The organism is Paenibacillus mesophilus (genome assembly GCF_005938385.1).
Classification (GTDB): domain Bacteria; phylum Bacillota; class Bacilli; order Paenibacillales; family NBRC-103111; genus Paenibacillus_AB; species Paenibacillus_AB mesophilus.
This window is the reverse complement of sequence record NZ_VCRA01000033.1, coordinates 44,653-71,050: the sequence shown is the minus strand read 5'-3', so window position 1 is coordinate 71,050 and position 26,398 is coordinate 44,653. Positions and strand designations below refer to the sequence as shown.

The 26,398-nt window shown below is 56.5% G+C and carries 18 protein-coding genes; 12 read left to right on the top strand and 6 right to left on the bottom strand.

Annotated elements, in window-relative coordinates:
- Positions 1-312: 312 nt before the first annotated feature.
- Positions 313-3,030: an aconitate hydratase AcnA gene (gene acnA / locus FE783_RS32375; protein ID WP_138883541.1), complete on the bottom strand. Its 2,718-nt coding sequence runs from the start codon at positions 3,028-3,030 to the stop codon at positions 313-315.
- A gap of 383 nt (positions 3,031-3,413) precedes the next feature.
- Between acnA and FE783_RS32370 the strand changes: the two genes are divergently transcribed.
- The 7 genes from FE783_RS32370 to FE783_RS32340 all read left to right on the top strand — a co-directional run bounded on the left by FE783_RS32370 (position 3,414) and on the right by FE783_RS32340 (position 10,803).
- Positions 3,414-4,442: an amidase domain-containing protein gene (locus tag FE783_RS32370; RefSeq protein WP_138883540.1), complete on the top strand. Its 1,029-nt coding sequence runs from the start codon at positions 3,414-3,416 to the stop codon at positions 4,440-4,442.
- A gap of 54 nt (positions 4,443-4,496) precedes the next feature.
- Entirely contained in the window at positions 4,497-5,636 is a 1,140-nt protein-coding gene (locus FE783_RS32365; protein WP_138883539.1) for a D-alanine--D-alanine ligase, read from the top strand.
- A 34-nt stretch (positions 5,637-5,670) separates the two neighbouring features.
- Positions 5,671-5,988, top strand: coding sequence for a hypothetical protein (locus FE783_RS32360; protein WP_138883538.1), 318 nt, complete (start codon positions 5,671-5,673; stop codon positions 5,986-5,988).
- A gap of 55 nt (positions 5,989-6,043) precedes the next feature.
- The gene (locus tag FE783_RS32355; RefSeq protein ID WP_138883537.1) at positions 6,044-6,844 is read left to right on the top strand and encodes an alpha/beta hydrolase; all 801 of its coding nucleotides are present in this window, start codon (positions 6,044-6,046) and stop codon (positions 6,842-6,844) included.
- Positions 6,845-6,963: 119 nt separating this feature from the next.
- A complete protein-coding gene (gene uvsE / locus FE783_RS32350; RefSeq protein WP_138883536.1) occupies positions 6,964-7,932 on the top strand; it encodes a UV DNA damage repair endonuclease UvsE in 969 nt (322 codons plus the stop codon).
- Positions 7,933-8,004: 72 nt separating this feature from the next.
- Complete coding sequence (gene fabI, locus FE783_RS32345) at positions 8,005-8,775, top strand: enoyl-ACP reductase FabI (protein WP_138883535.1); 771 nt, start codon at positions 8,005-8,007, stop codon at positions 8,773-8,775.
- 231 nt (positions 8,776-9,006) lie between these two features.
- Positions 9,007-10,803: a hypothetical protein gene (locus FE783_RS32340; RefSeq protein ID WP_138883534.1), complete on the top strand. Its 1,797-nt coding sequence runs from the start codon at positions 9,007-9,009 to the stop codon at positions 10,801-10,803.
- 17 nt (positions 10,804-10,820) lie between these two features.
- Here FE783_RS32340 and FE783_RS32335 read toward each other — a convergent pair whose 3' ends face one another.
- Positions 10,821-13,073, bottom strand: a complete 2,253-nt coding sequence (locus tag FE783_RS32335) for a helix-turn-helix domain-containing protein (protein ID WP_138883533.1) — start codon at positions 13,071-13,073, stop codon at positions 10,821-10,823.
- 204 nt (positions 13,074-13,277) lie between these two features.
- Here FE783_RS32335 and FE783_RS32330 point away from each other — a divergent pair, with 204 nt between their 5' ends.
- A complete protein-coding gene (locus FE783_RS32330; RefSeq protein WP_138883532.1) occupies positions 13,278-14,690 on the top strand; it encodes an ABC transporter substrate-binding protein in 1,413 nt (470 codons plus the stop codon).
- Positions 14,691-14,751: 61 nt separating this feature from the next.
- Positions 14,752-16,287: an extracellular solute-binding protein gene (locus FE783_RS32325; RefSeq protein ID WP_138883531.1), complete on the top strand. Its 1,536-nt coding sequence runs from the start codon at positions 14,752-14,754 to the stop codon at positions 16,285-16,287.
- Between the two features lie 150 nt (positions 16,288-16,437).
- On the opposite strand, the gene FE783_RS32320 is transcribed toward FE783_RS32325, so the two are convergent.
- From FE783_RS32320 to FE783_RS32310, 3 genes are all read right to left on the bottom strand, one after another.
- Entirely contained in the window at positions 16,438-19,152 is a 2,715-nt protein-coding gene (locus FE783_RS32320) for an NTTRR-F1 domain (protein ID WP_138883546.1), read from the bottom strand.
- 168 nt (positions 19,153-19,320) lie between these two features.
- Entirely contained in the window at positions 19,321-21,237 is a 1,917-nt protein-coding gene (locus FE783_RS32315; RefSeq protein WP_138883530.1) for a glycosyltransferase, read from the bottom strand.
- On the bottom strand, positions 21,234-22,334 hold the full coding sequence (locus tag FE783_RS32310; protein WP_138883529.1) for a glycosyltransferase family 2 protein: 1,101 nt from the start codon (positions 22,332-22,334) through the stop codon (positions 21,234-21,236). Before FE783_RS32310 ends, FE783_RS32315 begins: the two co-directional genes overlap by 4 nt.
- A gap of 277 nt (positions 22,335-22,611) precedes the next feature.
- Here FE783_RS32310 and FE783_RS32305 point away from each other — a divergent pair, with 277 nt between their 5' ends.
- On the top strand, positions 22,612-23,106 hold the full coding sequence (locus tag FE783_RS32305; RefSeq protein ID WP_138883528.1) for an LURP-one-related family protein: 495 nt from the start codon (positions 22,612-22,614) through the stop codon (positions 23,104-23,106).
- A 147-nt stretch (positions 23,107-23,253) separates the two neighbouring features.
- On the opposite strand, the gene FE783_RS32300 is transcribed toward FE783_RS32305, so the two are convergent.
- Positions 23,254-24,606, bottom strand: coding sequence for a globin-coupled sensor protein (locus FE783_RS32300; RefSeq protein WP_138883527.1), 1,353 nt, complete (start codon positions 24,604-24,606; stop codon positions 23,254-23,256).
- Positions 24,607-24,899: 293 nt separating this feature from the next.
- Between FE783_RS32300 and FE783_RS32295 the strand changes: the two genes are divergently transcribed.
- Together FE783_RS32295 and FE783_RS32290 are read left to right on the top strand one after the other, a co-directional pair.
- Entirely contained in the window at positions 24,900-25,343 is a 444-nt protein-coding gene (locus FE783_RS32295) for an SRPBCC family protein (protein WP_138883526.1), read from the top strand.
- A 124-nt stretch (positions 25,344-25,467) separates the two neighbouring features.
- Complete coding sequence (locus FE783_RS32290) at positions 25,468-26,274, top strand: sulfite exporter TauE/SafE family protein (protein WP_138883525.1); 807 nt, start codon at positions 25,468-25,470, stop codon at positions 26,272-26,274.
- Positions 26,275-26,398: the final 124 nt, after the last annotated feature.

The following is a 26,398-nucleotide window of genomic DNA, read 5'->3' as shown; positions in this document are numbered from 1 at the left end:
TTCTTGTGCTACTTTCAGTCGGAGTTCTTCGTAGATGCTGTTCTTTTTCATGTTGTTCGCCCCCCCTCATCTATAGTGTACATGAGTTCACTATGATGACTCCATTCCAATTATGGGGCTTAAATGTCTTAGTAAAATAGGGTTCACTATTTGCCGTTTACCGTTATTTAAGCTCAAATTAGCGAAATGAGGTTCATTGGTCAGCGGATCATGAGGAAAGCTCCATTGCAGTAGAGCTGTTCAAAAGACAAATAAGCCAAAGGACCTGAGATCCTTTGGCTTGTTTGTTAGGGATTAAAGGGGGGAACAGTCTTACTTGCTTTCCTTGATCAACTGGCGAAGCACCGTTTGCAGGATGCCGCCGTTGCGGTAGTAGTCGACGTCAACCATGCTGTCCAGACGGACGATGGCGTCGAATTCGAACGTCGTGCCGTCTTCGCGGGTCGCTTGAACGCGAACCGTTTGGCCCGGCTGTACGCCGTTGTCGAGTCCTTGGATGTCGAACGTCTCGCGGCCGGTGATGCCGAGCGTTTTCCAGCCGAGACCTTCCGGGAACTGCAGCGGCAGAACGCCCATGCCGACCAGGTTGGAGCGGTGAATCCGCTCGAAGCTTTCGGCGATGACAGCTTTCACGCCGAGCAGGAACGTGCCTTTCGCCGCCCAGTCGCGGGAGCTGCCTGTGCCGTATTCTTTACCGGCGATGACGACGAGGTTCGTGTTCTCGCCTTGGTACAGCATCGATGCGTCATAGATCGACATCACTTCGCCGTTAGGCAAGTAAGTCGTTACGCCGCCTTCGGTGCCCGGAGCCACTTGGTTGCGGATGCGGATGTTCGCGAACGTTCCGCGCATCATGACCTCGTGGTTGCCGCGGCGGGAGCCGTACGAGTTGAAATCTTCCTTCTTCACGCCGTGCTCGAGCAAATATTTGCCACCCGGGCTGTCCGTCTTGATGTTGCCGGCAGGGGAGATATGGTCTGTCGTGACGGAATCGCCCATAAGCGCCAGCGTCTTCGCGCTGCGGATTTCGTTGATGTCGCCCACTTGCTCGCCAAGGTCCATGAAGAACGGAGGTTCTTGGATGTAAGTGGAGTTCGTGTCCCACTCGTACAGCTCGCCTTGCGGTACCGGGATTTTGTTCCATTGCTCGTTTTGCGTAAACACGTTCTCGTATTTGTCGCGGAACATTTGCGGCGTAAGCGCCGTGGCGATAGCCGCTTTGATCTCATCGTTGGTCGGCCAAATGTCTTTCAAGTATACCGGCTCGTTGTTGCCGTCGTAGCCGATCGGATCGTTCGCCAGGTCGATGTTGACCGTACCGGCGAGGGCGTAAGCGACGACGAGCGGCGGCGAAGCCAGGTAGTTCGCTTTGACTTGAGCGTGAACGCGGCCTTCGAAGTTCCGGTTGCCCGAAAGAACGGCGGCGACGGTCAGGTCGTTGTCGGCGATCGCTTGGCTCACTTCGTCCGGCAGCGGACCGCTGTTACCGATACAAGTGGCGCAGCCGTAGCCTGCAACGTGGAAGCCGAGAGCCTCCAAGGAATCGATCAAGCCCGCTTTTTGCAAATATTCGGTAACGACGAGCGAGCCCGGAGTCAAGCTGCTCTTCACGTAAGCCGGTTTCTTCAAACCGCGCTCCACCGCTTTCTTCGCGACGAGACCCGCACCCAGCATAACGCTCGGGTTGGACGTATTCGTACAGCTCGTAATCGCCGCGATGACGACCGCGCCGGTGCCGAGCTTCGTCGTTTCGCCGTTCGGATGGTTGACTTCGACGGCTTGTTCGATTTTCTCTTCGGTCAAGCCGTAGCCGCCTTTGTCGATCGGCGTGCGGATGATCGTGTTGAACGATTCTTTCATTTGCGTCAATTCGACGCGGTCTTGCGGACGTTTCGGACCGGCCAAGCTCGGTACGATCGTGGACAAGTCAAGCTCGATCGTATCGGTGAATACCGGATCCGGCGTCTCGTCCGTACGGAACATGCCTTGCTCTTTATAGTAAGCTTCGACGAGCGCGATTTGCTCTTCGGCACGGCCTGTGCTGCGCATGTAGTTGAGCGTCTCGAAGTCGACCGGGAAGAAGCCGATCGTAGCGCCGTATTCCGGTGCCATGTTGGCAACAGTCGCACGGTCAGCCAGGCTGATGTTGCTGAGGCCGGAGCCGTAGAACTCGACGAATTTGCCGACGACGCCTTTTTTACGCAAAATTTGCGTAACGGTAAGCGCCAAGTCGGTTGCAGTCGCGCCTTCCGCCAAGCTGCCGGTCAGCTTGAAGCCGATAACTTCAGGCGTAACGAAGTACAGCGGTTGTCCGAGCATGCCGGCTTCCGCCTCGATGCCGCCTACGCCCCAGCCGACGATACCGAGACCGTTGATCATCGTCGTATGCGAGTCGGTGCCTACGAGCGAGTCCGGGTAAACTTCCGTTTCGCCGTCAACCGTCTTCGTAGCGGCTACGGAAGCCAAATATTCCAGGTTGACTTGGTGAACGATACCCGTCGCCGGAGGAACGGCGCGGAAGTTGTCGAAAGCGGTTTGCGCCCAACGGAGGAACCGGTAACGTTCTTCGTTGCGTTCGAACTCGACTTTCATGTTATAGTCCAAAGCGTCCTTCGTACCGAAGGCGTCAACCATGACGGAGTGGTCGATGACGAGATCGACGGGGACGAGCGGGTTGATCCGCTTCGGGTCGCCGCCCGAACGTTTCATCGTAGCGCGCATGGCGGCGAGGTCGACGACGACCGGTACGCCGGTGAAGTCCTGCAGCACGATCCGTGCGGGAATGAACGGAATTTCTTTATTGTCGTCACGGCCTTCGGCCCAGCCGGCGATTTGCTTGACGTGCTCGTTCGTGATCGCGCGGCCGTCGAATTGGCGGACAGCGGCTTCCAAAAGCACTTTAATGGAGAACGGCAGGCGTTCGATGCCTGCGAAGCCTTTGCCTTCCAGCGCTTTCAGGCTGTAATAGTTGTACGGCTTGCCGTCGACGGCAAGCTGCGTCCGAACGCTGAAATGGTCTTTTTTGGACATAGGTACAAGCCTCCTTATACGTTAGGGTAGCCGGGTTGCCCCGGCTGCATCAGTTTCGCTGTATGAAACCTGATTTCAAAATTGCTATGCTCTTAGTATACCGTCTCTTCGATATGCCGTAAAGTTTTTTTTGTCAAATTCGGCGCTTGTCCAGTGCTTTGGCACCAGTCTTTCGGCACAATCCGTCCATGCTCCCGGGGCCGCTTTCTCGGGGAACCGGAACATGTTTCGCTGAAGAGGAACATACAAATGAAAATAGCGTTTGAATGATCGCGTACGGAAGACCGCCGCTTCAGGCAAGCCGCCGTTTTTTGCCTTGCCGTCCGTATCGCCGCCGTCAATTCCTTCATCTAATTCGTTCTCGACAAACAGGAGGGATCGCCATGTTCGCCAATTGGAAATCGGCCGTTTACGAATATGCGCATCGCCGCAACCGGTTGGAAGTCGACGGCGATGCGGGCGAGCTTGTGCCCGTCGTGCGGGACGACCGTTTCGTCCGCAAGCTGGACGGCCGCATGCGCCGTCTTCAGGCAAGCCGCCATACAAGACGGGCGGAGCCGCTCCGGAGCGAGACCGGCTTGAAATTCGTCAGCATCGACGAGTCGGAGCGCAAAGCCGTCGTCGAGCTCGAATCTCGCCGCAGTATCGAGTATGCGCAGCAAGGTCAAACGTTCCGGGAGGAGAAGATCGAACGGGAACGGATTACCGTAACGAAGCGCGCGAACCAGTGGGCGATTACGGGCGTAGAGCCGGTTATGACGGAAAGGCGTTCCCCGTCCGCTCCGCTTCCTCCGTTTGCCGCTGCGGAACCGGGGAATGAAGCGGAGATGGATGCCCGGCTTCGCTCGGTCCCTTACCTCAATTACCGAGTGCTGTCTTCAGTGACGGTCGAGCCGATGTACCGCAACACCGCATACGACCGCGCAAAAGCCCGCCAATATGCGGAAACATGGTGGAATGGGGCGAATCCGCAGTATATGAGCTTCGAGGTAGACTGTACGAACTTTGTTTCCCAATGCCTCTTTGCAGGCGGAGCCCCCATGAACTATACTGGAAAAAGGGAATCGGGATGGTGGTATCAAGGCAAAGACGGCAGCCGGGAGCTGTGGAGCTTCAGCTGGGCCGTCGCGCACAGCCTGCAATCTTATTTGATTACGAGCAAAGGCGGGCTGCGGTCGGAAGCCGTAGATTCGCCCAAACGGCTCTCCATCGGCGACGTCATTTGTTATGATTGGGACGGGAACGGCCGCTTCCAGCACAATACGATCGTTACGGGATTCGACGCGGCCGGAATGCCGCTCGTCAACGCGCACACGACGGACAGCCGTATGCGGTATTGGGATTACCGCGACTCGTATGCATGGACTCCGAACACCCGCTACCGCTTTTTTCATATTGCGGACTATTTTTAATGGTTAGCATACGGCAAAAGACCGGTTTACTATTCATCATACACGGAGGTAGCCATGAACAGAAAAATTCGGGTCGGATTGGTATACGGCGGCAAATCGGGCGAGCATGATGTCTCCCTGCAAACCGCATTGGCCGTTATCCGGGCGATCGATCATACGAAATACGAAGTCCATCCTTTCTATATTACCAAGCAGGGAGAATGGCGGTCGGGAGCGATGCTGACGGGCCCCGTTGAGCGCGTCGACCTGCTGAAGCATGACCCGGATCACGATGCTCCCGATGCGCCCGCGGCGGCTTCCCGCACCACCGCCCTGCAGCCGTTTTTCGGATCGATCCAGCCCGCTTCCGGCCAAAGCTCCGCGCAACCGGCGGCGCTCGATGTCGTATTCCCGCTGCTTCACGGCACGTTCGGTGAAGACGGAACGATTCAAGGGCTGCTCGAGATGGCGAACGTTCCTTATGTCGGAGCGGGCGTGCTTGCTTCCGCCGTCGGCATGGATAAGGTAATGATGAAGAAGGTGTTCGCCCAGGAAGGACTCCCGCAATGCGTGTTCCGCCATTTTACGCGGACGCAGTGGGACAAGGACCGGGGTTATTTCTTGATGGAAATCGAAGTTTCCGTCGGGTATCCGTGCTTCGTCAAGCCGGCCAATCTCGGGTCGAGCGTCGGCATTTCCAAAGCTAGAAACCGCGAGGAATTAATAGAAGCGGTAGATTTGGCTTTTCAATATGACCGCAAAGTGATCGTGGAAGAGCATGTGGACGCCCGCGAAATCGAAGTGAGCGTGCTCGGCAACGAAGAGCCGGAAGCTTCCGTACCGGGGGAAATCGTTTCCTCCAACGAATTTTACGATTACAGGGCAAAATATCTCGACGGAAAATCGGCCATGATTATACCGGCGGAGCTTCCGGAAGAGAAGGCGGATGAAATACGGGAATGGGCGATCCGGGCATTCCAGGCGATCGACGCGAGCGGGCTGTCGCGGGTCGATTTCTTCCTGCGCAAGTCCGACGGAGCGGTATTCATCAACGAAATCAACACGATGCCGGGCTTTACGCCGTTCAGCATGTACCCGCTGCTGTGGAAAGAGTCGGGCAAGCCCTATGGCGAGCTGCTGGACGACTTGATCCGGCTTGCGATCGAGCGGCATACGGCGAAGCAGAGCATACGCTACACGTTCGATACGGACTAATGCGCAAATAATCACTTACCCGAAGGAGGGACTTATGGGCTTCCAAACGGAATTCAACTCGGTATGCAAGTTCAAGTCGGAGCAGGAGCTGTACGAACTGCTCGAATACGGGCGGGGCAAAATGGTCAAGCAAGGCTTCCGCGTCTACCCGACCGGGCAAAAGGTAATCGCCTACTCGCCGACAAACGAGGCGGTCGCCATCGTGAAGATCGTCGTCTCGATCGCGGAAATCAATTTTCAAGGCGAAGAAGTGACGGAAGTGGAAATGGAGCTCGTACGCAAGCTGACCGAAGAAGAATCGCGCGTGCAAACCGCGCTTGCCCATGAAATGTTTTTCGGCGGGAGGACATAACCCGCCGGACTTTACAATTCTAGCCCATGATGGAATGGGGAAGGCAGGAATCGATATGACGATTGAACTTTGGCCGAACGGCGCTCCTTATCAGGCGGGGGAAACCGAGGAAGACCGCCCCCGTCTGGTCGCTTTTCCGGTCGACAGTCCGACGCCGGTCGGCTGTGTCATCGTATGCCCCGGCGGCGGCTACGCGCGCCGGGCGGACCATGAAGGAAATCCGATAGCCGAGTGGCTGAACTCGCTCGGAATCGCAGCGTTCGTTCTTCACTACCGGGTCGCTCCGTACCGCCATCCGGCACCGCTCGAAGATTGCCGCCGGGCGATTCGTTGGGTGCGCACCCATGCGGAGCAATACGGCATCGATCCGGACAAGATCGGCATGCTGGGCTTCTCCGCGGGCGGACATGCTACCGCAATGGCCGGCGTCCACCACGAGCCGGGCAACCCCGAAGCGGCCGATCCGATCGACCGGGTCAGCTCCAGACCGAACGCGCTTATTCTTTGTTATCCGGTCATTTCTTTCGTGCAGTCTTATCATGCGGGTTCGATGAAAAATTTGCTAGGGGACGAGCCTCCCATGGAATTGCGGGAGCGGCTGTCGGGCGAGCTGGCCGTCAATGCGGAGACGCCTCCGACGTTTCTGTGGCATACGGCGGACGATCCCGGGGTGCCGGTCGAGAACGCCCTTATGTTTGCCGCCTCTTTGAGCCGTCACAAAGTGCCGTTCGATCTGCACGTGTACGAAAGCGGCCGTCACGGTCTGGGACTTGCGGACACGCACCCGCAAGCGTATACATGGACGCTGGAGTGCGCGAACTGGCTGCGCAAGCAAGGCTTCGCGGGGCAAGTGTGACTTAGCCCCTGTCATATGTCGATACATACTTCACAGACAATTTGGATTTAACCGGCATGCTTTCCATTCCGATCGGGCAACCTAACTTCCGACCTTATGCCCGATGGGAGGCTTGCCGCTTGATCGTCAGACTCGGATATGTAGCCATGTCCACCGTGGTGGAGAACGCCTCGCCGTCCCGGACGATGACGGCGACCAGCTTCGCCAAGATCGCCGACCGGGAAGCGGCCGTCCGCAAGCTCGAGAGGCTTGCCGCCGAGAATTTGCATAACACGCTCCGCTTGCTGCGCCACAACAGGGCTCACGACATTCAGCTGTACCGGTTCTCATCCAGGCTGATTCCGCTTATCGGTCACGAGCTGCTGGCGGACTGGGACCCGATTCCGACTTTGGCGGACGAGTTTCGTACGCTAGGGGACTATGCCAAGGAACACGGTATGAGGGTAAGCTTTCACCCCGATCACTTCACGGTGTTAAGTACTCCGAGAGAAGAAGTGCTGCGCAGCTCGGTTGAAGATTTGCGCCGCCATACGCGAATGCTCGAAGCGATGGGGCTCGACGACCGGGCTAAATGCAACATTCACGTCGGAGGCACTTACGGCGACAAGAATAAGGCGGGAGAACGGTTCATCCGCCATTTTCAACAGCTGGACGATGCCGTCCGCCGTCGTATTACGCTGGAGAATGACGATAAAACATTTACCGCGCTGGAGACGCTCGCCATAAGCGAACGGGTCGGAGCTCCGATGGTATTGGATGTACACCACCACGACGTCAATCCGGGCGGCGAGACGATTTTCTCCTTATGGCCCCGCATAGCCGCGACATGGACCGGGCAGGACATACCGCCCAAGATCCATATGTCGAGCCCGAAGAGTGAGAAAGACCCTCGCGGCCATGCCGATTATGTGGAAGCGGACAAGCTGCTCGCTTTTTTGCGGACCGCCGCCGAAGCCGGTACGGAACGGCTCGATGTGATGCTGGAAGCGAAGATGAAAGATTCAGCCTTGTTCAAGCTTATGGAAGATTTGGGCGCGATAGAGGGCATCGCCTTGCTCGATCAGTCATCTTTTGAACTCCGCGCTTGAACTTTCTGGGAAAATAAGGTACGTTGATAGAAGATTTCGAGATTCATCCCAAGTCGAGAGGGGAAACGAACGATGGGTCAACTGCTGGAAGGGAAAAATATATTGGTCATGGGTGTCGCCAACGACCGCAGCATCGCATGGGCGATCGCGCAGTCGCTCGCCGGACAAGGCGCGCGCATCGCTTTCACGTACGAGAGCGAGCGGGTGGAGGAGCGGGTTCGCAAGCTTGCGGAAACGATTCCGAATTCGATCATTTTGCCCTGCAACGTGACGGTCGACGATGAGATCGATACGCTGGCAGCCGCGCTGAAGGAGCAGTTCGGCGTGCTTCACGGCTACGTGCACAGCATCGCCTTCGCCCGCACCGAGGAGCTGGAAGGGCTGTACGTCGACACATCCCGCGACGGCTTCGCGCTGGCGCATGACATCAGCGCCTATTCGCTGACAGCGGTGGCCAAGCGCGTATACCCGCTCATGACCGAAGGCGGAAGCATCATGACGATGACGTATCTCGGCGCCGAACGGGCGATGAAAAACTACAACGTCATGGGCATCGCCAAAGCCGCTCTCGAAGCGAGCATCCGGTACTTGGCGAACGATCTCGGCCAGTACAACATTCGTGTCAACGGCATCTCCGCCGGGCCGATCCGGACGCTGGCGGCCAAAGGCATCAAAGATTTCAACTCGATCCTGCGCCAGGTGGAGGAGAAAGCCCCGCTTCGCCGCACGACCGAGACGGCCGAAGTCGGCGATACCGCGATGTTCCTCATGAGCAACCTGTCGCGCGGCATTACGGGCGAAGTCATTCATGTGGATAACGGCTATCATATTATCGGAGTATAACGTTCATACATAATAATTGAGAAAACCGTTTGCGGGACAAACCGTAAGCGGTTTTTTCTTTTTCCGTGTGACTTTGGCCGTGTTTTCGTTACTCTGGCGGCCGACATCGGCAGAAAGGCTCCAAAACGATCGGAATGTCATAACAACGCAATGGATCGCCGGTACAGATCGTGTCATGCTGGGCGTAAGGAAGCGGCATGAACCGAATCGGATAACCAGGAGGAATTGTTTATGAAGGAACATACGGACGCGAAGAAGAAGCCGGAACCGGATAGAAAGCGATGGAGCCGACGCGAAGCGGTAGCCGCACTCGGCTTGACCGGTGCTGCCGTAGTTGCAGGCGCGCTGATCAATACGATGGGCTCGGAGGCGTCCGTTCAGCAATCGGTGTACGGGGACGACGTTCAGGGACTGCGTGACCGGGTCGATGCTTTGTCGCGCAAGCTAGCCCATCAATGGATCGATTTGGAGGAAGACTTCCCGAGACTCGAGACCGAGTCCGACGATACGGGGAGATTGACGAGAGCGGTCCGCTACATCGAGGACAACAATTTGAACAACCGGAAGCTGTATTTGTCCAAAAGCGAATACACCGTATCCTCCACCATCGTTATTCAGAAGCGCGGCTTCCGCATTATCGGTGTGAGATACGGCCGTCCGAGCGATCCGTCGGGTAAGACGGAAGGCGGAACCCGAATCGCTTACACCGGGACGGGTCCTTGTTTCCAATTGGGACAATCGGGCGGGGCCGCTTATAACGATGCCGTACAAGGCTTTGCCTTGGAGCAGATTACGCTCGCTTATGCCGGAACGAATACCGCCCCGCTCAACAATCCGATGTCCGTCTCCATCGGTAGAGGCACTTACGGGATCGGGACGTTTGCGGTCAAAGATTACGGCAACGGCGGCATCCAGTTCCGGGATGTGCAGATCGAGCGGTTCGAATACGGCTTCTGGGGCGAGTACAGCGACGTGAACAGCTTCGATACGGTCAATCTGTTTTACAACAAGGTGGGCATGTACATCGGGGTGGGAAGCGGCCAGAATACGCTGCGGGAATTGTATACGATCGGCAACGATACCGCCTTATGGAGCGAAGGAGCGGGCGGCTTGCGTGCGCAGGACTGCCAGTTCGTCAAGGATGGCAGCGCCGTCGAAGCGCCTATCATGATCACCAAACATGGCGCTCCTCACGACTCCGCTTTTTTCCACCGATGCTGGTTCGAGGTCGGCTCGTCGCATCGGCTGGAAGCTTTCGTCAAAATTTCTTGCGGACCGAATGCGGCCCCTTCTCGAAGCATCAAGTTCCGCGATTCGTATTTGGCTATCGGGGCCAAGGTGAACGGAGAACCGTTATGCAGCTATTTCGTGATGGCGGGCAATGCGAGTCAAATCGTGATCGAGGAGGTGACGAATTTTCCGCAAAATTTGAAGAAGCTCGTCGCGTTCGAAGGGAACTTCGCCAAGCAATCGGTCCTATTCCAAGGCTGCGTGGATTGGGATTACGGAGACGGAACGCTGTTCGACAATCTGGGGACGGGCGAGGCCAAGTTCAGCGCGCAGCTGATTACGAGAGACGGGATCAAGTTTAGGGAAAGCTTGACGATCGAGCAGCCGAGCCACGTCCGCGTCTATCGGGGGAGCTCTCAGTCGATAGCGGCTGCGACGTGGACGAAAGTGGCTTTTAACACCGAATCCCGGGACAACTGGGGAGAGTTCGATACGGCGTCAGGTACTTTCACGGCCAAGGCGGCAGGGATTTACCTCGTTTGCGCCCAAGTGCAGTGGCCACAGCCCGCGGGGGCGAACCGGACGAGGCTGGCGATTCATCTGGACGGCGGCGCGGGAGCGTTCTCTTACCTCGACGACGGAGTGGCGGATGGAGGCAGATCGTATTTGTCCAAAGGAGCGCTTCCCGTTCAGTTGAACAAAAACCAGACGTTGGATATCCGAGTATGGTCAGAGCAGGCGATGAGCATCCAGCCCGGCGCAGCCGCCACGACGCTGTCGATCGTGAAAATATCGTGACGGCAGACGGCTGACTTCTACCCGATGTCCTCCAGAAACTTGCTGCGGTATTCCTGGGGAGTAACGCCCGTCGTGCGTTTAAACATTTTCGCAAAATGGGATACGTTGCGGTATCCGGATTCCTCGGCGACCTGCACGATTTTCATATTCGTTTGCGACAGCAGGCGCCGGGCTTCCTCCATCCGGACTTGGCCGATGTAGTCGGACAGCGATTGGCCCGTTTCTTTTTTGAACAGCCGGGATAAATAGGAAGGATTCAAATACACTTTCTCCGCGAGCTCTTCCCGCGATAAATCGTCCTTCAGATGCGCGGAAATGTAATTCATGATTTTCGCGACGATACCTTCGTGCTCCTGGTCCGTCTCCTGGAAGCTGGAAATTCCTTTGCGAATGACATCGAACGTCCAGCGTCTCAATTGGACTACCGATTTCAGGGGAGGAGCCGACGGATTCAGGTCGGCCGCCTGGTAGACGCTGTACACCGGAATCCCGCTTTCGTGGAAAATCGTATACAGCGTGTACAAAGTACCGTAATAAATGCCCTCCATCGCTTCCTTCGCCGGGGGAGTGCCCTGAGCCAGCCGCTCGAACGTCTCCTCCAGCTTCTCCCGGACGCTGTCCCACCTGCCGAATTTGAACGGGATCGCCCAATCCGGCAGCCAGTACAGGGAAGGCAATTGCGCCGAGAACGATTTCATATCCTTCTGGTAGTAGACCGTATTGGATGCCGTGACATGATGCCGCTCCAGCTCGAGAAGCGCATAGTACGTTTCGTTCAGCTTCAGGATGGGGGACATCTCGCCTACGTAACAGCATAGCGAGCTGCAAAAATATAGCAGGCAGGCTTCCAAATAGCTCTCACAGTTGCGGTCAATTTGCGCTTGGATCGTCTCCAGCTTGCCGGCTTCGCCCGCTCCGACATAGACGAGGGCGAAAATTGTTCCGTTCCGGTCCTGAATGACATCGCCGGAAAGACCGTTCAGCACCATGTCCCCAGCCGCATTGCGGAGTGCGTATTCCATCGTCGGCTCGTCCTTGGCCGATATATGGTGCTTCCATTGGGAAGCGCTGATAAGGATCGGGATGACGAAACCGTCGGAGGCGAGCGGCTTTTTGAACAGCGAAATCATCGTCTCCAGCCGTTCCACGTTCAAGGGCTTGCGCCCGCTCAGCAAATCCTGCCAAAATTTATCGATAATGACGGGCCGCTGCGTCTCCCATATATCGATTTCCCGGATTCTCGCGACCATGTCGTTGAAGCTGTTCAACACATAGCCGAACTCCCCTTTGTCGCCGCTGTGCAGCGTGACGCTCAAATCCCCTTTTCCTACACGGGCCATTCCCCGGATCAGCGTTCTCATCGGCTTGTACACGACGTTTTGCAGCACGGCAATGAACAACACGATGATAAGGGCCGCGGCGAGCGGAATAAGGTAAATTGCTTTCTGATAGAAGAGAAGCGACCGGAACAGCTGTCTCTCCGGTATGGACACGGCGATCGTAAACGGAGCGAGCTCGGATCGCTTGGCGATGACCATATATTTCCGTTTATCCGGCCCGATCACCTCCGAATAGGCATGACCCGTATCGGGAGCCGTTAAGCCGTTCGCTCCGAACCTGGAAAGGGTGAGCGCCTCTCCTTCCCGCGACAAAACTACCACTTCCGCTTCCGAGCCCTGCTCCGATTCGACCGACTGCAGAGGTGCGATCAGCCGGTCGAGCCGGATCCAGGCGCCGGCGACCAGATTGACATCGGCGGGGACAAGCTTGATCAAGGCCGTTTCTTGGCGGCTGCGGACGATCATCCACCGGTCGGACCGGTCTGCACGAATCGTTTCCTTGAAAGCCGGCAAATCGAAATTGTTCCGGAATTTGTCTTGAAATTGGCTTGTCGCGATAAACTCGTCCCGGTCCGTCCGGTAGACGAAAAAGTTCTCGGCGTCGGGAAATTCCTCCAGCTCGACGCCCAGCTTGCCCATCAGCAAATATTTGGCGAATATGTAGTCGCGGCGTGCGTACGGGTACAGGCCGAGCGATTTCAGATCGGGATCGTTCAGCACGAGCTTGTATAGAAAATCGCTTACCCTGTCGATATTTTTGTCGATCCCGTCGAAGTAAACCTGCAGCAGGTCGGTTTTGGACTGAGCGGCCTGAGAGCGGATCATCTCCATGCTGTAGTAGTTCAAGTAGGACAAGAAGGCGACGAGGGGAGCGATGACGATAACGAACCCGACAATCAGTTTGATCCGCAGTGTGTGCCTCAGCTTCACGAGTCGTTCCCCCTATTCGATCTCTCCCCTCATCATACAGGCGGTGTCTTATGGAAGTCTACCGCGCCCGCGTGACAAACGTATCGCTTTCGTGACTCGCGGGGAGCAGGCAAGCTCCTTTTGGACGGGAAACGGCAAATCGGATGCCAAAACGACGGAAATGTCACAACAACGCGATGGAAAAAAAGGGGGAGGCGTGCCAAGATGATTCCGTTGCCGCCGATCGTCCGGACAGGGCTCATACGCCGGCGCGCGGCGATCAAGTTCAACCGGATGGCGGAGGGGGAACTTTCACCATGGAGGAGGAGAAACGATTTGATCAAACGGATTGCGGCAGTGGCTCTGCTCGGCGTTCTGGCGACCGGATGCGGAGGCGGAACGAAGAAGGAGGCCGACCAACCGGGTACGGCAGACAAGACGGAGCCGGTCACGCTGTTGTTTTACACGGCGCAGAACGGGAACTACGCCAAGGAGGAAAACTTCGAAAGCGATATCGGCCAATTCATCAAAGCGAAATTTCCGCATATGAAGCTTGAGCATATCCATACCGCCAAAGGCTCGGAATATCAAGATTTGATCGGCGCGGGCAAAATTCCGGATATCGTGCTCGATTCCAGCTCGAACGTAACGTCCGCCATTATCCGCAATGGCCTGCAGCACGACATGAGCGCCCAGCTTCAGAAGCAGAAATTCGATCTGAACCGGATCGATCCGGCGCTGCTGCAGGTCGTGCGCAATTACGGGGACGGGAAGTTGAACGGACTTCCTTTTCTGGGAAGCAACTACCTGATGTTTTATAATAAGGATGTGTTCGATAAATTCGGGGTTCCGTACCCGCGCGACGGTATGACGTGGGATGAGACGTATGAGCTGGCGAAGAAGCTGACCCGCGCGGACGGGGGAGTGCAATATAACGGCTTCCAGGCCGATCCCGGGCTGCTGTTGAAGTATAACCCGAGATCGCTCGGGTTTCTCGATGCGAAGGAAGACAAACCGGAGGTCGCCACGGAAGCGTGGAAAGAGTACGTGTCCCACGTGAAGCGGTTTTACGATATTCCGAACAATCCGGTCAGCAATGTGGACAATTTCCCGAAGGGCCAATACGCGCTCGCCGTCCATGTCGCCGAGAAAGTAATCGGATGGCCGCAGGCGAATCCGAATCTGAACTGGGACGTCGTGGCCGCGCCGGTGTTCAAGGACGCTCCCGGCGTTGGGCTCCAGTCCAACTTCTACTCGCTGTTCGTTACCGGACAATCGAAGCATAAGGACGAAGCCGCCGCCGTCATCGCTCATCTGCTGTCCGACGAGGTGCAGACGCAGCTGTCGAAGAAAGGGCTCATCACGCCGCTGGTCAGCAAAGAGGTGCAGAAGGCGTTCGGAGACAACATGCCCGAGCTGAAAGGGAAAAACGTGCAGGCGGTCTATGCGAATAAGTACGCCCCGCCGCCGCCCGCGCGCGCAAACGGTCTGACCTTCGTCGACGGCTCCTCGAAGATGCGCGCGGCCTTCGTCGATATGATGAAAACGAACGAGGATGTCAATACAGTGCTGCGCAAGGCAGAGGAGGCGATCAAGCAGGATATCGCTGCCGCCAAGGCGAATCAGCCTAACAAATAACGATTTCGACCCGGTATCGTGCCGGCGGGCGAGCGGTCCAAGAAAGGAACGGTGTTAGCGGATGAAAATGGCGCGTTGGGCGCTCCTGCTTATGACCGCTTGGCTGCTGGCCGGGGTGATCGGCTGCGAGAGGAATCGGGAACGGGCGGCATTACCGCCCTCGGCTGGGGAGCCGCCTCTGCCGGTCAGCTTCATGAATATCGCCTGGAGGACGGCAAAGACGGATACGGACTTTCAGCGCGAGTTGGAGAGACGGCTGAACGTAACGTTTACGCCGAGCTTCATCCCTCGAAGCGACTATGAGCAGAAGCTGAAGGTGGCGCTTACGACCGGGCAAATTCCCGATCTCGTCCAGCTGCTGCCCGACGGGCCCCAGCACTATACATCCGTTCAGGTGAAGGCGATCGAGGAGGGGATGTTCGCCGACCTGACTCCTTATATCCGGTCGGCTTCCTTCGCCCGGGACTATCCGAATTTGGCGGCGTATCCGGCTAACGTCTGGGACAAACTGACGTATAAAGGAAAAATATACGGCATCCCCCGCTATTTGGAGCCGGAGACGTTCGACGGCTTCTACATGCGCAGAGACTTGCTCGAAGCGGCCGGCCTGGCAATACCCGAAACGGTCGACGAGCTCGCGGACACGCTGATTCGGCTGAGCTCGCCGCCCGACCGGTACGGGCTCGAGATAGGCGGTGCCAAGGCGCTCGACGGAGCCGGGCTGAAATCCATTTCCGTGGCATTCACCGGCGTCATGAATTGGGGCGTAGAGGACAAAGGAAACTTTACCTACCAAAACTTTATGCCGGAGTACAAGCAATATTTGCTATGGCTCAAAAAGCTGTACGATGCCAAGGCGATCGACCCGGAGTTCGCGCTCGGAGCCGACGTCGAAGCATACAAGAAAGGCGAAGCGGCAGCCAAAGCGCACCGGTGGCATTCGTACGCGGCCGCCGCTGACCCGCGCATGACGACCGTCCCCTTCGCCGCCCATGTGGGCCCTGCCGCGGACAGCGTGCTGATTCCGCCGGTCAGAGGGCCGCGGGGCTGGGCCGTTGACGCGAATATCGGCTTCTATACCCAGACGGTGATCCGCGCCAAAGGCAACGAAGGTCAAATTCCCCGCTATTTGAAGCTGATCGACCGATTAGCTGCGCCGGAATATAGGGAGCTCGTGACGCATGGGGTGGAGGGCGTCCACCATTACGTAAAGGACGGCCGAAAACATAACCTGCCCCGGTTCGAAGACGATTGCGTAGCTTGCTGGAGCTGGTTTCAGCATGAGGCCCGGGATATAATGGCGGATACGCTTCAGCGCGGCCTGAAGAGACCGGAGGAGTTTACCCGGACAATCGAGACCATTTATGCGAGATATAAGGAAATGAACTTGACCAATCCCCACTATTCGCTCGTATCCGATACGTTGTTGACGCGGTGGGGAAACTTTACGAAAGATTTGAATGATAACCGGGTGAAGGTTGTCATGGGCATCATGACCATGGATGAATGGGACGGCTATGTAAATGCGCTCGTCGCCTCCGATATTTACAAGGATATTCAGCAAGAGCTGAAGGTGGTTTGGGAGCAGTCCCGGTAAGTCATTCGGGAGATGAAGGGGCCCCTTGCCTGTCATAGGGCCAACCGTTTTAAACAATAAGGCTGAAAAAGAAACGGCTGGACAGGTGATTAAAACCCTGCTCAGCCGTTTTAACATCGCTGGAATAATCATTACGTGTTTAACCCATGGTTAGCTTATTGTAATACCGGCACTCGCATATCCTGGGATTGAGGTTACAGCACCAGGTGCCGATGTAGATGAAAAGACCATCAGAATGCGAGTTTGCGTGGTTACGCCAATACTTGGATTAGCAAAATTAAAGGTGAAGTCCCCTTGTCCGGAAGCGGAAGTGAAAGTATCAGTCAATGCTACTTGGGCAACCTGTACAAAGCTATTATCGGGCGCAGTCGAAACGAATACATTCGCAGTAATCGTTACAGTCGCTCCTGCCGGGATCGTCGGTGCCGCTGAAATGCTGAAAAATCCGCTGATTGCTGTAATCGTTCCGTTACGAGGCGCTGAGAATGCGAAGTTGTTTATACTTGTGGTATCAATAGTTCCACCGACCACAATCGCATCAGTAGACGCACCGAACCCGATAAGACCTCCTTGATCGCTAGCTCCGGCCGCATCAGTCGTTAAAGTAACGGGAGTGCCTGAAGCAAACGGAATTACGGCGCTAGCCCCTGTAGCTCCAGTTGCTCCTGTGTCGCCCGTGGCACCAGTAGCTCCCGTCGCACCTGTGTCGCCCGTGGCACCAGTAGCTCCAGTCGCACCAGTGTCACCCGTTGCTCCAGTAGCTCCAGTTGCCCCCGTCGCACCAGTGTCGCCCGTGGCTCCAGTAGCTCCAGTTGCCCCCGTCGCACCAGTGTCGCCCGTGGCTCCAGTTGCCCCAGTAGCTCCAGTCGCACCAGTGTCACCCGTTGCCCCAGTAGCTCCCGTCGCACCAGTGTCACCCGTTGCTCCAGTAGCTCCAGTTGCCCCCGTTGCACCAGTGTCGCCCGTTGCTCCAGTAGCTCCAGTTGCCCCCGTCGCACCAGTGTCGCCCGTGGCTCCAGTAGCTCCAGTTGCCCCCGTCGCACCAGTGTCGCCCGTGGCCCCGGTTGCCCCAGTAGCTCCAGTAGCTCCTGTGTCACCCGTGGCCCCAGTAGCTCCAGTAGCTCCAGTCGCACCCGTGTCACCGGTAGCCCCAGTAGCTCCAGTCGCACCAGTGTCGCCCGTGGCCCCGGTTGCCCCAGTAGCTCCCGTCGCACCAGTGTCGCCCGTTGCCCCGGTTGCCCCAGTAGCTCCAGTCGTACCAGTGTCGCCCGTAGCACCGGTTGCCCCAGTAGCTCCAGTTGCTCCTGTGTCGCCCGTGGCACCAGTGGCACCAGTGGCACCTGTTGCCCCTGTGGCTCCAGTCGCACCAGTGTCACCCGTTGCCCCAGTAGCTCCCGTCGCACCAGTGTCACCCGTTGCCCCCGTCGCACCAGTGTCGCCCGTATCACCGGTTGCCCCAGTAGCTCCCGTCGCACCAGTGTCACCCGTTGCCCCTGTAGCTCCAGTAGCTCCCGTCGCACCCGTGTCGCCCGTGGCACCCGTGGCTCCTGTCGCTCCCGTCGCACCTGTATCGCCCGTAGCACCGGTTGCCCCAGTAGCTCCAGTTGCTCCTGTGTCGCCCGTGGCTCCAGTAGCTCCAGTCGCACCAGTGTCACCCGTTGCTCCAGTAGCTCCAGTTGCCCCCGTCGCACCCGTGTCGCCCGTGGCTCCAGTTGCCCCAGTAACTCCAGTCGCACCTGTGTCGCCCGTGGCACCCGTGGCACCTGTTGCCCCTGTGGCTCCAGTCGCACCTGTATCACCCGTAGCCCCGGTTGCCCCTGTAGCTCCAGTTGCCCCCGTCGCACCAGTGTCGCCCGTGGCCCCCGTGGCTCCAGTAGCTCCTGTCGCACCAGTATCGCCCGTGGCCCCAGTAGCTCCAGTAGCTCCAGTCGCACCTGTATCGCCCGTAGCCCCGGTTGCCCCTGTAGCTCCAGTTGCTCCTGTGTCGCCCGTGGCCCCCGTGGCTCCAGTAGCTCCCGTCGCACCAGTGTCGCCCGTGGCCCCCGTGGCTCCCGTAGCTCCTGTCGCACCAGTGTCGCCCGTGGCCCCAGTAGCTCCCGTCGCACCTGTCGCACCAGTGTCGCCCGTGGCCCCAGTAGCTCCCGTCGCACCTGTGTCGCCCGTGGCACCCGTGGCCCCAGTAGCTCCAGTCGCTCCAGTCGCTCCAGTCGCTCCAGTGGCACCAGTCGCACCCGTGTCGCCCGTGGCACCAGTGGCACCTGTTGCCCCTGTGGCTCCAGTCGCACCTGTATCACCCGTAGCCCCGGTTGCCCCTGTAGCTCCAGTTGCTCCTGTAGATCCTGTTGCACCGGTCGCACCTGTAGCTCCTGTAGCCCCTGTAGCCCCGGTAGCACCTATCGATTCCAGAAGCTGAACATCATCCACCAGCAGGTCGGGAGAGCCGATGGCCGGCTGCTTGCTAATATATAGTTGAGCTTGTGTCGCAGTTGCGGGCGCCGCCGAAGTGATTTGATAGGCGGTAAGCCATGTCGCATTCGTACTGTCCGGCAGGCGATTGCTGTAAAACGTATTGGTCAGCCCAAAGCCGAGAAAGTTGAAAGCTGCGTCGAAATAACTTAGCGTAACCATAGCGAGAGGACTTGACGTCACCCCGGAGTCCGATAAGGAAACAACAAATTCGTATGTCGAACCGGGAGTCACAGGTATGAATTGGGATAAATAGGCATTGACGTTGCCGCCTTGAAGGCGTGCGCTGAATAAACCGCTGTGACTTGTTGTCGAAGTAATGGATGCATTTAAAGTAGTCCAAGGAGCCAAAAGTCCCGACTCGAAATTTCCATTAATAACCAGGTTTTTAAATGGCATTTCTGGATTCACCTCCTAATTTGGATCACTTTCCTCAACTTCTAATAGATAGAGAGGGAAAGCATGCTCCCAGTATATGCAGCAACGACGCGTGCGAACGGGCTTTTCGCGCCCATTTCTCAGATCATATCGATGAAATGATAGGAATCGTTTTCAGTAGCCATGATGTCAATTGATAGAAGCGAGCAGCCGGTCGAAGTATCGTTTATTGTGCAGCATGCTCGGATGATTCGGATGGAAGGAAAGCGCGATGTCGTTATGATACTTGGCCTTCTCGTGCTGCCCCAAACGATCCAGGCAGACGCATAGCTGTAAATGCGGCAGCCATGTCCAAGCCGCATGATCTACGGATCCCATCGTATCGGCGCTGCGGTCAAGTGTTGTGGCCAGCTCATACCAATAGACCGCTTGATCCAGCTCGTTCTGATCCATAAAAAGAGCGCCTAACCGGCAGCAGCATTCGGCCCTGGGCAAATCGTACTCGAACGAGCCGAGCAGCGCCGCGATCTGCTTTTCCCGTTCGCACAAATGTCCGTAGCAGTCCGCAAGCATCAAAGAAGCCGCAATGTTATCCTCCACCCATCCCAGCGACGTGCCGAGAAACGTCTCGTACTGCTCGGCCGCCTCTTCATAGTAGGCATGATCGCGCAGCTCGTTGGCGTAATAATACATGTCGCGGGCAGAGAAAGCTTCTCCCCGCTGCTTTCGTTTGCGGTATATTTGCAAATTGCGATCCGTGTGCGTCTTGTTTTTGCTGTGCGTAATGGCGACATCACTGTGGAAAATATGGCCGCGTACTTCCAAATACTCGTGAACGGCTCCAATCCACTTGAACTGCCTCGTCCGCTTGACAAGACGGTTGCGCCGCAGGCTCTGGGTCACGTTGCCGTCTCCGTCGAACGCCAAATGATAATGCATCGTCACACTGTCGACCGACGGGTCAAGCTTACGCTTCAGCTCAGCCAGCAGCGCCTTGTCTTTTTCTTTGATCACGTCGTCGGCATCCAGCCACAATATATATTGCTTTGTCGCTTTGGAGAAAGCGTAGTTGCGCGCGGCGGCAAAATCGTCGATCCACTCGAAATCGTACACGGCGGCGCCGTAGGATGTGGCTATTTGTTTCGTGCGGTCCGTCGAGCCCGTATCGACAACGACGATCTCGTCCGCGATTCCGCGAACGCCATCCAAGCAGTTCGGGAGCGCGTCCTCCTCGTTTTTGACGATTAAACATACGCTGACGGTAATAGACGGCCGGTTGACAGCTTCAGCTTGCAGCCGGGATCGTTGTTTGTACGCCGGCACTCCGGGGAGGTCCGCTTCCCGGTATATATGGTAGGAAGGAAAATGCGTGTCCACAAACAAATCGAACCCGAGCGCCTGGGCGCGTATGCAAAAATGCCGGTCTACTCCCCGGAACGACAAGTTTTTGATTTCCGCAAAGCGGACTCCGGCAGCAAGCGCCCGGCGGCTAATAAGCGTGCAGGCGCTCAATCCTCCGACCTCGTACACACCCGGCACGCGCAGGCGGTTGAGAAACGCCATCATCCGAGCCGAGCTTTCTTCCTCGCTCAAGCTCTCGTTACGATGTTTGGCCACCATCGAATATTCGTCACGCAGCCATACTTGCGGCATCTCGACCGTATTCGGCTGCCATTTCGTCCAGAACACGTTCGACACGATGTCTTTGCCCGCCTTGATTAATTGCTCGAGCGTATGGGGGTGGAGGACGAGATCGGAATCTACGAGAAAAATGTAGTCGTAATTATGCTTCAAAGCGTACCGAAGCATCGTATCCTTCATACCCGCCACTTTCCAGATCAGCTCTTCTTTCCAATAATGCGTATATTCGTCCTTGCTATAGACTGAAGATTCGCTGCGTTCCGACTTCAACACGACCGTTCCGGCATGGTTCGCCTGGAACAGCCGGAGCAGCTCGCTGGAAGCTTCATCTTCATTGTCGTCCATGAATATATAGTCGACTTTTGCTGTAGTCCGCTCCAGCTCGGCAACAGACTCGAGAAAGCACTTCAGGATGTTCGGGCGCTGATGCACGGGGCTGGCCACGAGTACTCGTTTCTTCCTCACGAAGATTCCCCCTTGATAGAAGACTCCCGGCTCGCCAGTTTGTCGAAGTATGCTTTGTTGAGCTGGACGCTGGGGTGCTCCGGGACATACGAATACGCGATATCGTTATGCTCCCGCGCTTTCGCTATATTTCCTAAGCGGTCGTAGCATACGCATAGCTGAAGATGCGGCAGCCACGTCCACGCCTCATGTTCGATCATTCCTGCAATCCCGTCCGGATTGCCGAGACGGGTTGCGGCCGTATACCAGAAAATCGCCTGATCCAGACGGTTGTCCTGCATGAAAAACGCTCCGGTCCGGCAGCACATTTCGGCGCGCGGACTCCCGTGGATCAACGATCGGATTAAGGACTGCCATTGCTTTTTGCGGTCATTCAGACGGCCGTAACAGTCGGCCATCTTCAAGCATGCGGCGATACAGTCCTCGCTCCAGCCTTGCTTGGTAGCGAGAAAACGGTCATAATAGCCGACGGCTTCCGCGAAGTAACCGTTGTCCTTCCATTCGTTCGCAAAGTAGTACAAGTCCCTCGCATCGAACTGCTCGCCTTTTTCCGCTCGTTTCCTGTAAATGCGCAAATTCCGGTCGGTGTGGACCCTTTCCTTTTTATGAGTCACAGCGATGTCGCTATATACGATTTTACCGCTGACCATCAGAAGCTCGTGAACCGGCTTCTCCCAGCGGAACCCGCGTTCGCGCTTCACGAGTCGGTTGCGGCGCAAGCTGGACGTCACCTCGCCCTTCGCATTAACGCCTAAATGATAATGCATCATGACGCTGTCCGTATCCGGATCGAGCGTCGACTTGAGCTGAATAAACTTTTCCCGATCGACCGGCTCGAACACGTCGTCCGCATCCAGCCATAGCACGTACTGCTGCGTCGCTTTGGAGAACGCAAAGTTGCGCGCGGCGGCAAAATCGTCGATCCATTCGAAATCGAAAATGCGTTCCGTAAAAGACGACGCAATCCGCTTCGTATGATCCGTCGATCCCGTATCGACGATTACGATTTCGTCGGCGATTCCTTGAACGGACTCCAGACAGCGCGCAAGCACGTCCGCTTCATTTTTCACAATCATGCATAAACTGATCGTAATCAACCGGCGTTCCCCCCTTGAACGGCCCCCTGCAGCTTGATTAGCGCCCACCAAGCAAGCTCCTTTCTGGAGAAACGATTCTTCTCCCACTTGTATCTATATGTCTCTCGAAGCTTGGATGGCCCCTCATATCACCCTGTCTGATCACCCGTTTTCACCGTTCCGATCCCGGTGCTTCTTAACAAAGTCGGCCGTGAAACTTTATACATTCGAACCGCGTAATGTATTTGTAAGAGCGCAGAACAGAAGACATTCATCCGGGCGAAGGAGCTGACCTTTGATGAGCATCGTTTATTTCAAAGACAACTTTTTCTCTTCAGGCGAAACGCAGATAACGGACAGTAGCGGAGGAGAAGCGGGCTTTCTGAATTTGCATAGCATGTTCGGTTCGGGCATTACGGTGCATGACAATTCGGGTAGACGGGTCGTATCCGGCAAATTCCGGATGTTCTCCAATGCCTGGATCGTGGCCGATTGTTATGAGAATGAAGTGGGCGTGCTGAGACCCAAATTCGCGTTTTTCAAACAGCGCTACGTGTATACGAGCAATCGGCACGGTGAATTTACAATCGAAAGTCCGGCGTTCTCCAAGGAATATGTCGTCTGCGACAGCCGAGGCAACACCGCCGCTTATTTTCGCAGAACGAGCGGCATGTTCTCAGCAGGAGCCTATGAACTGAACAACAGCTCGAGTCTAACGGATGATGAGCTGATCGCCGTCGTTATGGGGGTTTATGCGATCATAAAGAGGCAGCAGTCAGCCGCCGCCACTTGACTAGGGGGCGCTCCGGCGTACGGGGCCACGATTTAATTTGGGCAAGAACGTTAAGGCATGTATCCCGGGGAATAGACGGATGCCAAAGAAAGCCACCTCCGTCGATCGGAGGTGGCTTATCTTTAACGACAACAATAGTATCCTTGATTAATAATTGCGCATTGTCCCGTCCAGACGCTCGGCGGAAGCGGCCGCCCTATGCGTGGCGTCGCCCACTTGTTTAATGGCCTCGCTGAGCGATTGCATTTCTTTCTCTGCTTTGCCGATCTCCGCAAGTCCGCTTTCCAGAGAACGGACGATTCCGGCGAACGTCTCGCCCGTCTGCACCGATTCGCGCTGCCCGGCTTCCACCTGCCGCCGTACGCTCAGCATCGAATCGACGGCCTGCTGCGTGAACTCGTTCGATTGCTCGATCAGCCGGCTGATCCGGGATACCGCATCCCGGGTATCCTCCGACAGCTTCTTCACCTCGCGGGCGACGACCGAGAAGCCGGCACCGTGCGTACCGGCCCGGGCCGCTTCGATGGACGCATTAAGCGACAGCAGGTTCGTCTGGGCAGAAATATCTTTGACGATCGTGACGATTCCGCCGATTTGCCGGGAAAACTCTTTCAACTGCGCCACCGCTTTCTCCACATGCAAGGAGCTTTGCATAATCGTATCGATGCGCGCCTGCAGCCCGGTTACTTGGAGCGTGCCGGTATCGGCCAGCCGGCGGGATTCGACCGCCATCCCCGCGCTATGCGCGACCGATCGGTTCACCTGACCGCTGGCTGCTGCGAGCTCCTGCGTGGAAGCGTCCGTCTGCTCCGTAACGGCTGCCAGCTCCTGGCTGATCTCGCTGATCGCCAGCTTCAATTCGCGCTTGATCTGTTCGTACTGCTTGCTGCGTTGTTCGGTATTTTTCTTCTCGTACGCCTCCAGCACGAGCTGCTGCTCGAAATTAAGCAGCTTCGTGATCGCTCTGCCGATGAGCAGACTTTCTTCGCTATTGCGGACATAAGGCAGGATGACGGACAGGAACGTGTTTTGCAAGTTTTGGAAAGCACCCATGTACCATTTCGGCTCCAGGCCGATCCGCTGATGCACTTCCGCGATTTTCAGCCGCTTCTGCACGAATTCGTCGTCCAGCTTCCCGCCGAACATTTCGGTCAGATGATGCCGCAGCGTCTCCCGCAGCCGTTCGACCGTGCTGTGCTTTTCTATAATCGTTCTAAGTCCGTTCACATCGATGACCGTCTTGTAAAATTCGTCTACAACATCATCGATATGCTCCAGGATGAACGGTTGAATTCGCCGGATGATTCGGAGGTCGTTCTCGGTAAGGTCGATCATTTTAAGCTGAGCGTTCAATTCCGGGCTGCCGAGCAAGGCGCCGCTCGGACCGGAATCGCTGTCGGGAGAACGACCCTCCGACAGGAAGGGGAGTCCGGCTCCGGACTTCTCCAAGCTTTTCTTTTTGAATAGGGACGTAACAGCATGATACGGACATTTTTTCATGACGGGCGCTCCTCGGCGGCAAGTTCCTTATTCGACTTTAGAGACGGGAGTGTGGGATCGGCGTTTTGCAGTTCGATTAATCGGATGGCGGAGGCGGTTTAACAGGAATGGTAGGCGATTGCATGACGGTTAGTATCGTTACAGGAGCGCGCAGGCTCCGGCTAATCGGAATGGACTCGATATTCATCGTATACGACCGATGCTTGTAAAAGCTGTGATGGAAATCACTGACTGCAATTGTCAGCCGATTTCGGATAGAATGGATGTAACATTCTCGCATGGGAGGGATAAGGATGACTGCATTTCCACGGCATCCGGACGGCCAGCCGGTCGGACAAACCGCGGCGACCGGTTTTCAGATTGGGGTAAGAAGGACGCTGCCGATATCGCGGCAAGAGGCATGGGACTATATGATGTCACGACAAGGGTTGAGACTGTGGATCGGGGATGTTCCGTCACTCGATCTGCAGCCGGGCGCCGCGTACGAATCGAAGGAAGGGAACCGCGGCGAGATGCGGGTCGTCAAGCTCCACGAGCAGCTTCGTCTGACGTGGCAGCCGAAAAGATGGGAACGGCCGTCAACGCTGCAAATCCGCTTTTTGCCCGCGGCGAACGGCAAGACGACGATCAGCTTCCATCAGGAGAAGCTGGACGGCCCGATGCAGAGGGAAGAGATGAAGCTGTTCTGGGAAGACGTGATCGCCCGGATTGCGGAGGATACCGTCCCGAAGAACTGATCGGTCAAGCAGCGGTGACGGGCCGAGTTGACGAAATGATCCCGGATTGTTACATTTAGAAAAACAGTTCCGGGCAAAGTCGGAGCAGGTCTGACTATGTTCCGGAAGCAAGGGTGGGACCAGCTTGACCGGATTTTTGCTTCTCCTTGTCATCGGCCTCGTCTCCGCTACGTTCGGCAGTATTGTCGGGCTCGGTGGAGGCATTATTATCGTTCCGGCTCTGTTATACCTCGCTCCGATTTTTTTGGATAAGGACATTTCGACGGCGACGGCCGTGGGCACTTCGCTGACCGTCCTTATTTTCACCGCGCTGTCGTCAACGCTTACTTTCATGAAGGAGAAGAAGGTGGACTTCCGCAGCGCCTGGCTGTATTTCGTCACAAGCGGCCCGGCCGCAATGATCGGCGCTTCGCTTACGGGCAACTTCGCTCCGCGTCCGTTCGAGCTCATGTTCGGCTACTTCATGCTGTTCATGGCGTTCCTGCTCATCCTACGCAACAAAATGAAGCCGGCCGCGATCGATTGGCGCATCGCCCGGACGTTCACGGACGCGCAAGGGACCATTCACCGATACGGCTACAACATACCGGCCGCACTTGCGGTCGGTTTCTGCGTAGGGTTTATATCCGGCTTGTTCGGCATCGGGGGAGGCTCGCTGTTCGTTCCCATCATGGTGCTGCTGTTCCGCTATCCGCCGCATGTGGCGACGGCCACTTCGATGTTCGTCATTTTCCTCTCCTCGATTCTCGGAAGCGTTACGCACGGACTCCACGGCGAAATCGATTTGTTCAGCGTGCTGGCGCTCGCTCCCGGCGCATGGATCGGAGGCTGGCTCGGAGCCAGAATCGTGCGCAAGATGAGCGGCGGTGCGCTGCTGTGGGTGCTGCGTCTTACTTTGATCGCCGTAGCGGTCAAAATGATATGGGGGTGAGCTCCTCCGCGAAGTTTTTTGTCGGAAGCGCCTAACCGATTTGGGTGAAACTCCGAGGAAATGTTAACGTAAATATAATATACTAATCTCGTAAAGCGTATTGCGCAGTTTGCAAGAGAACGTA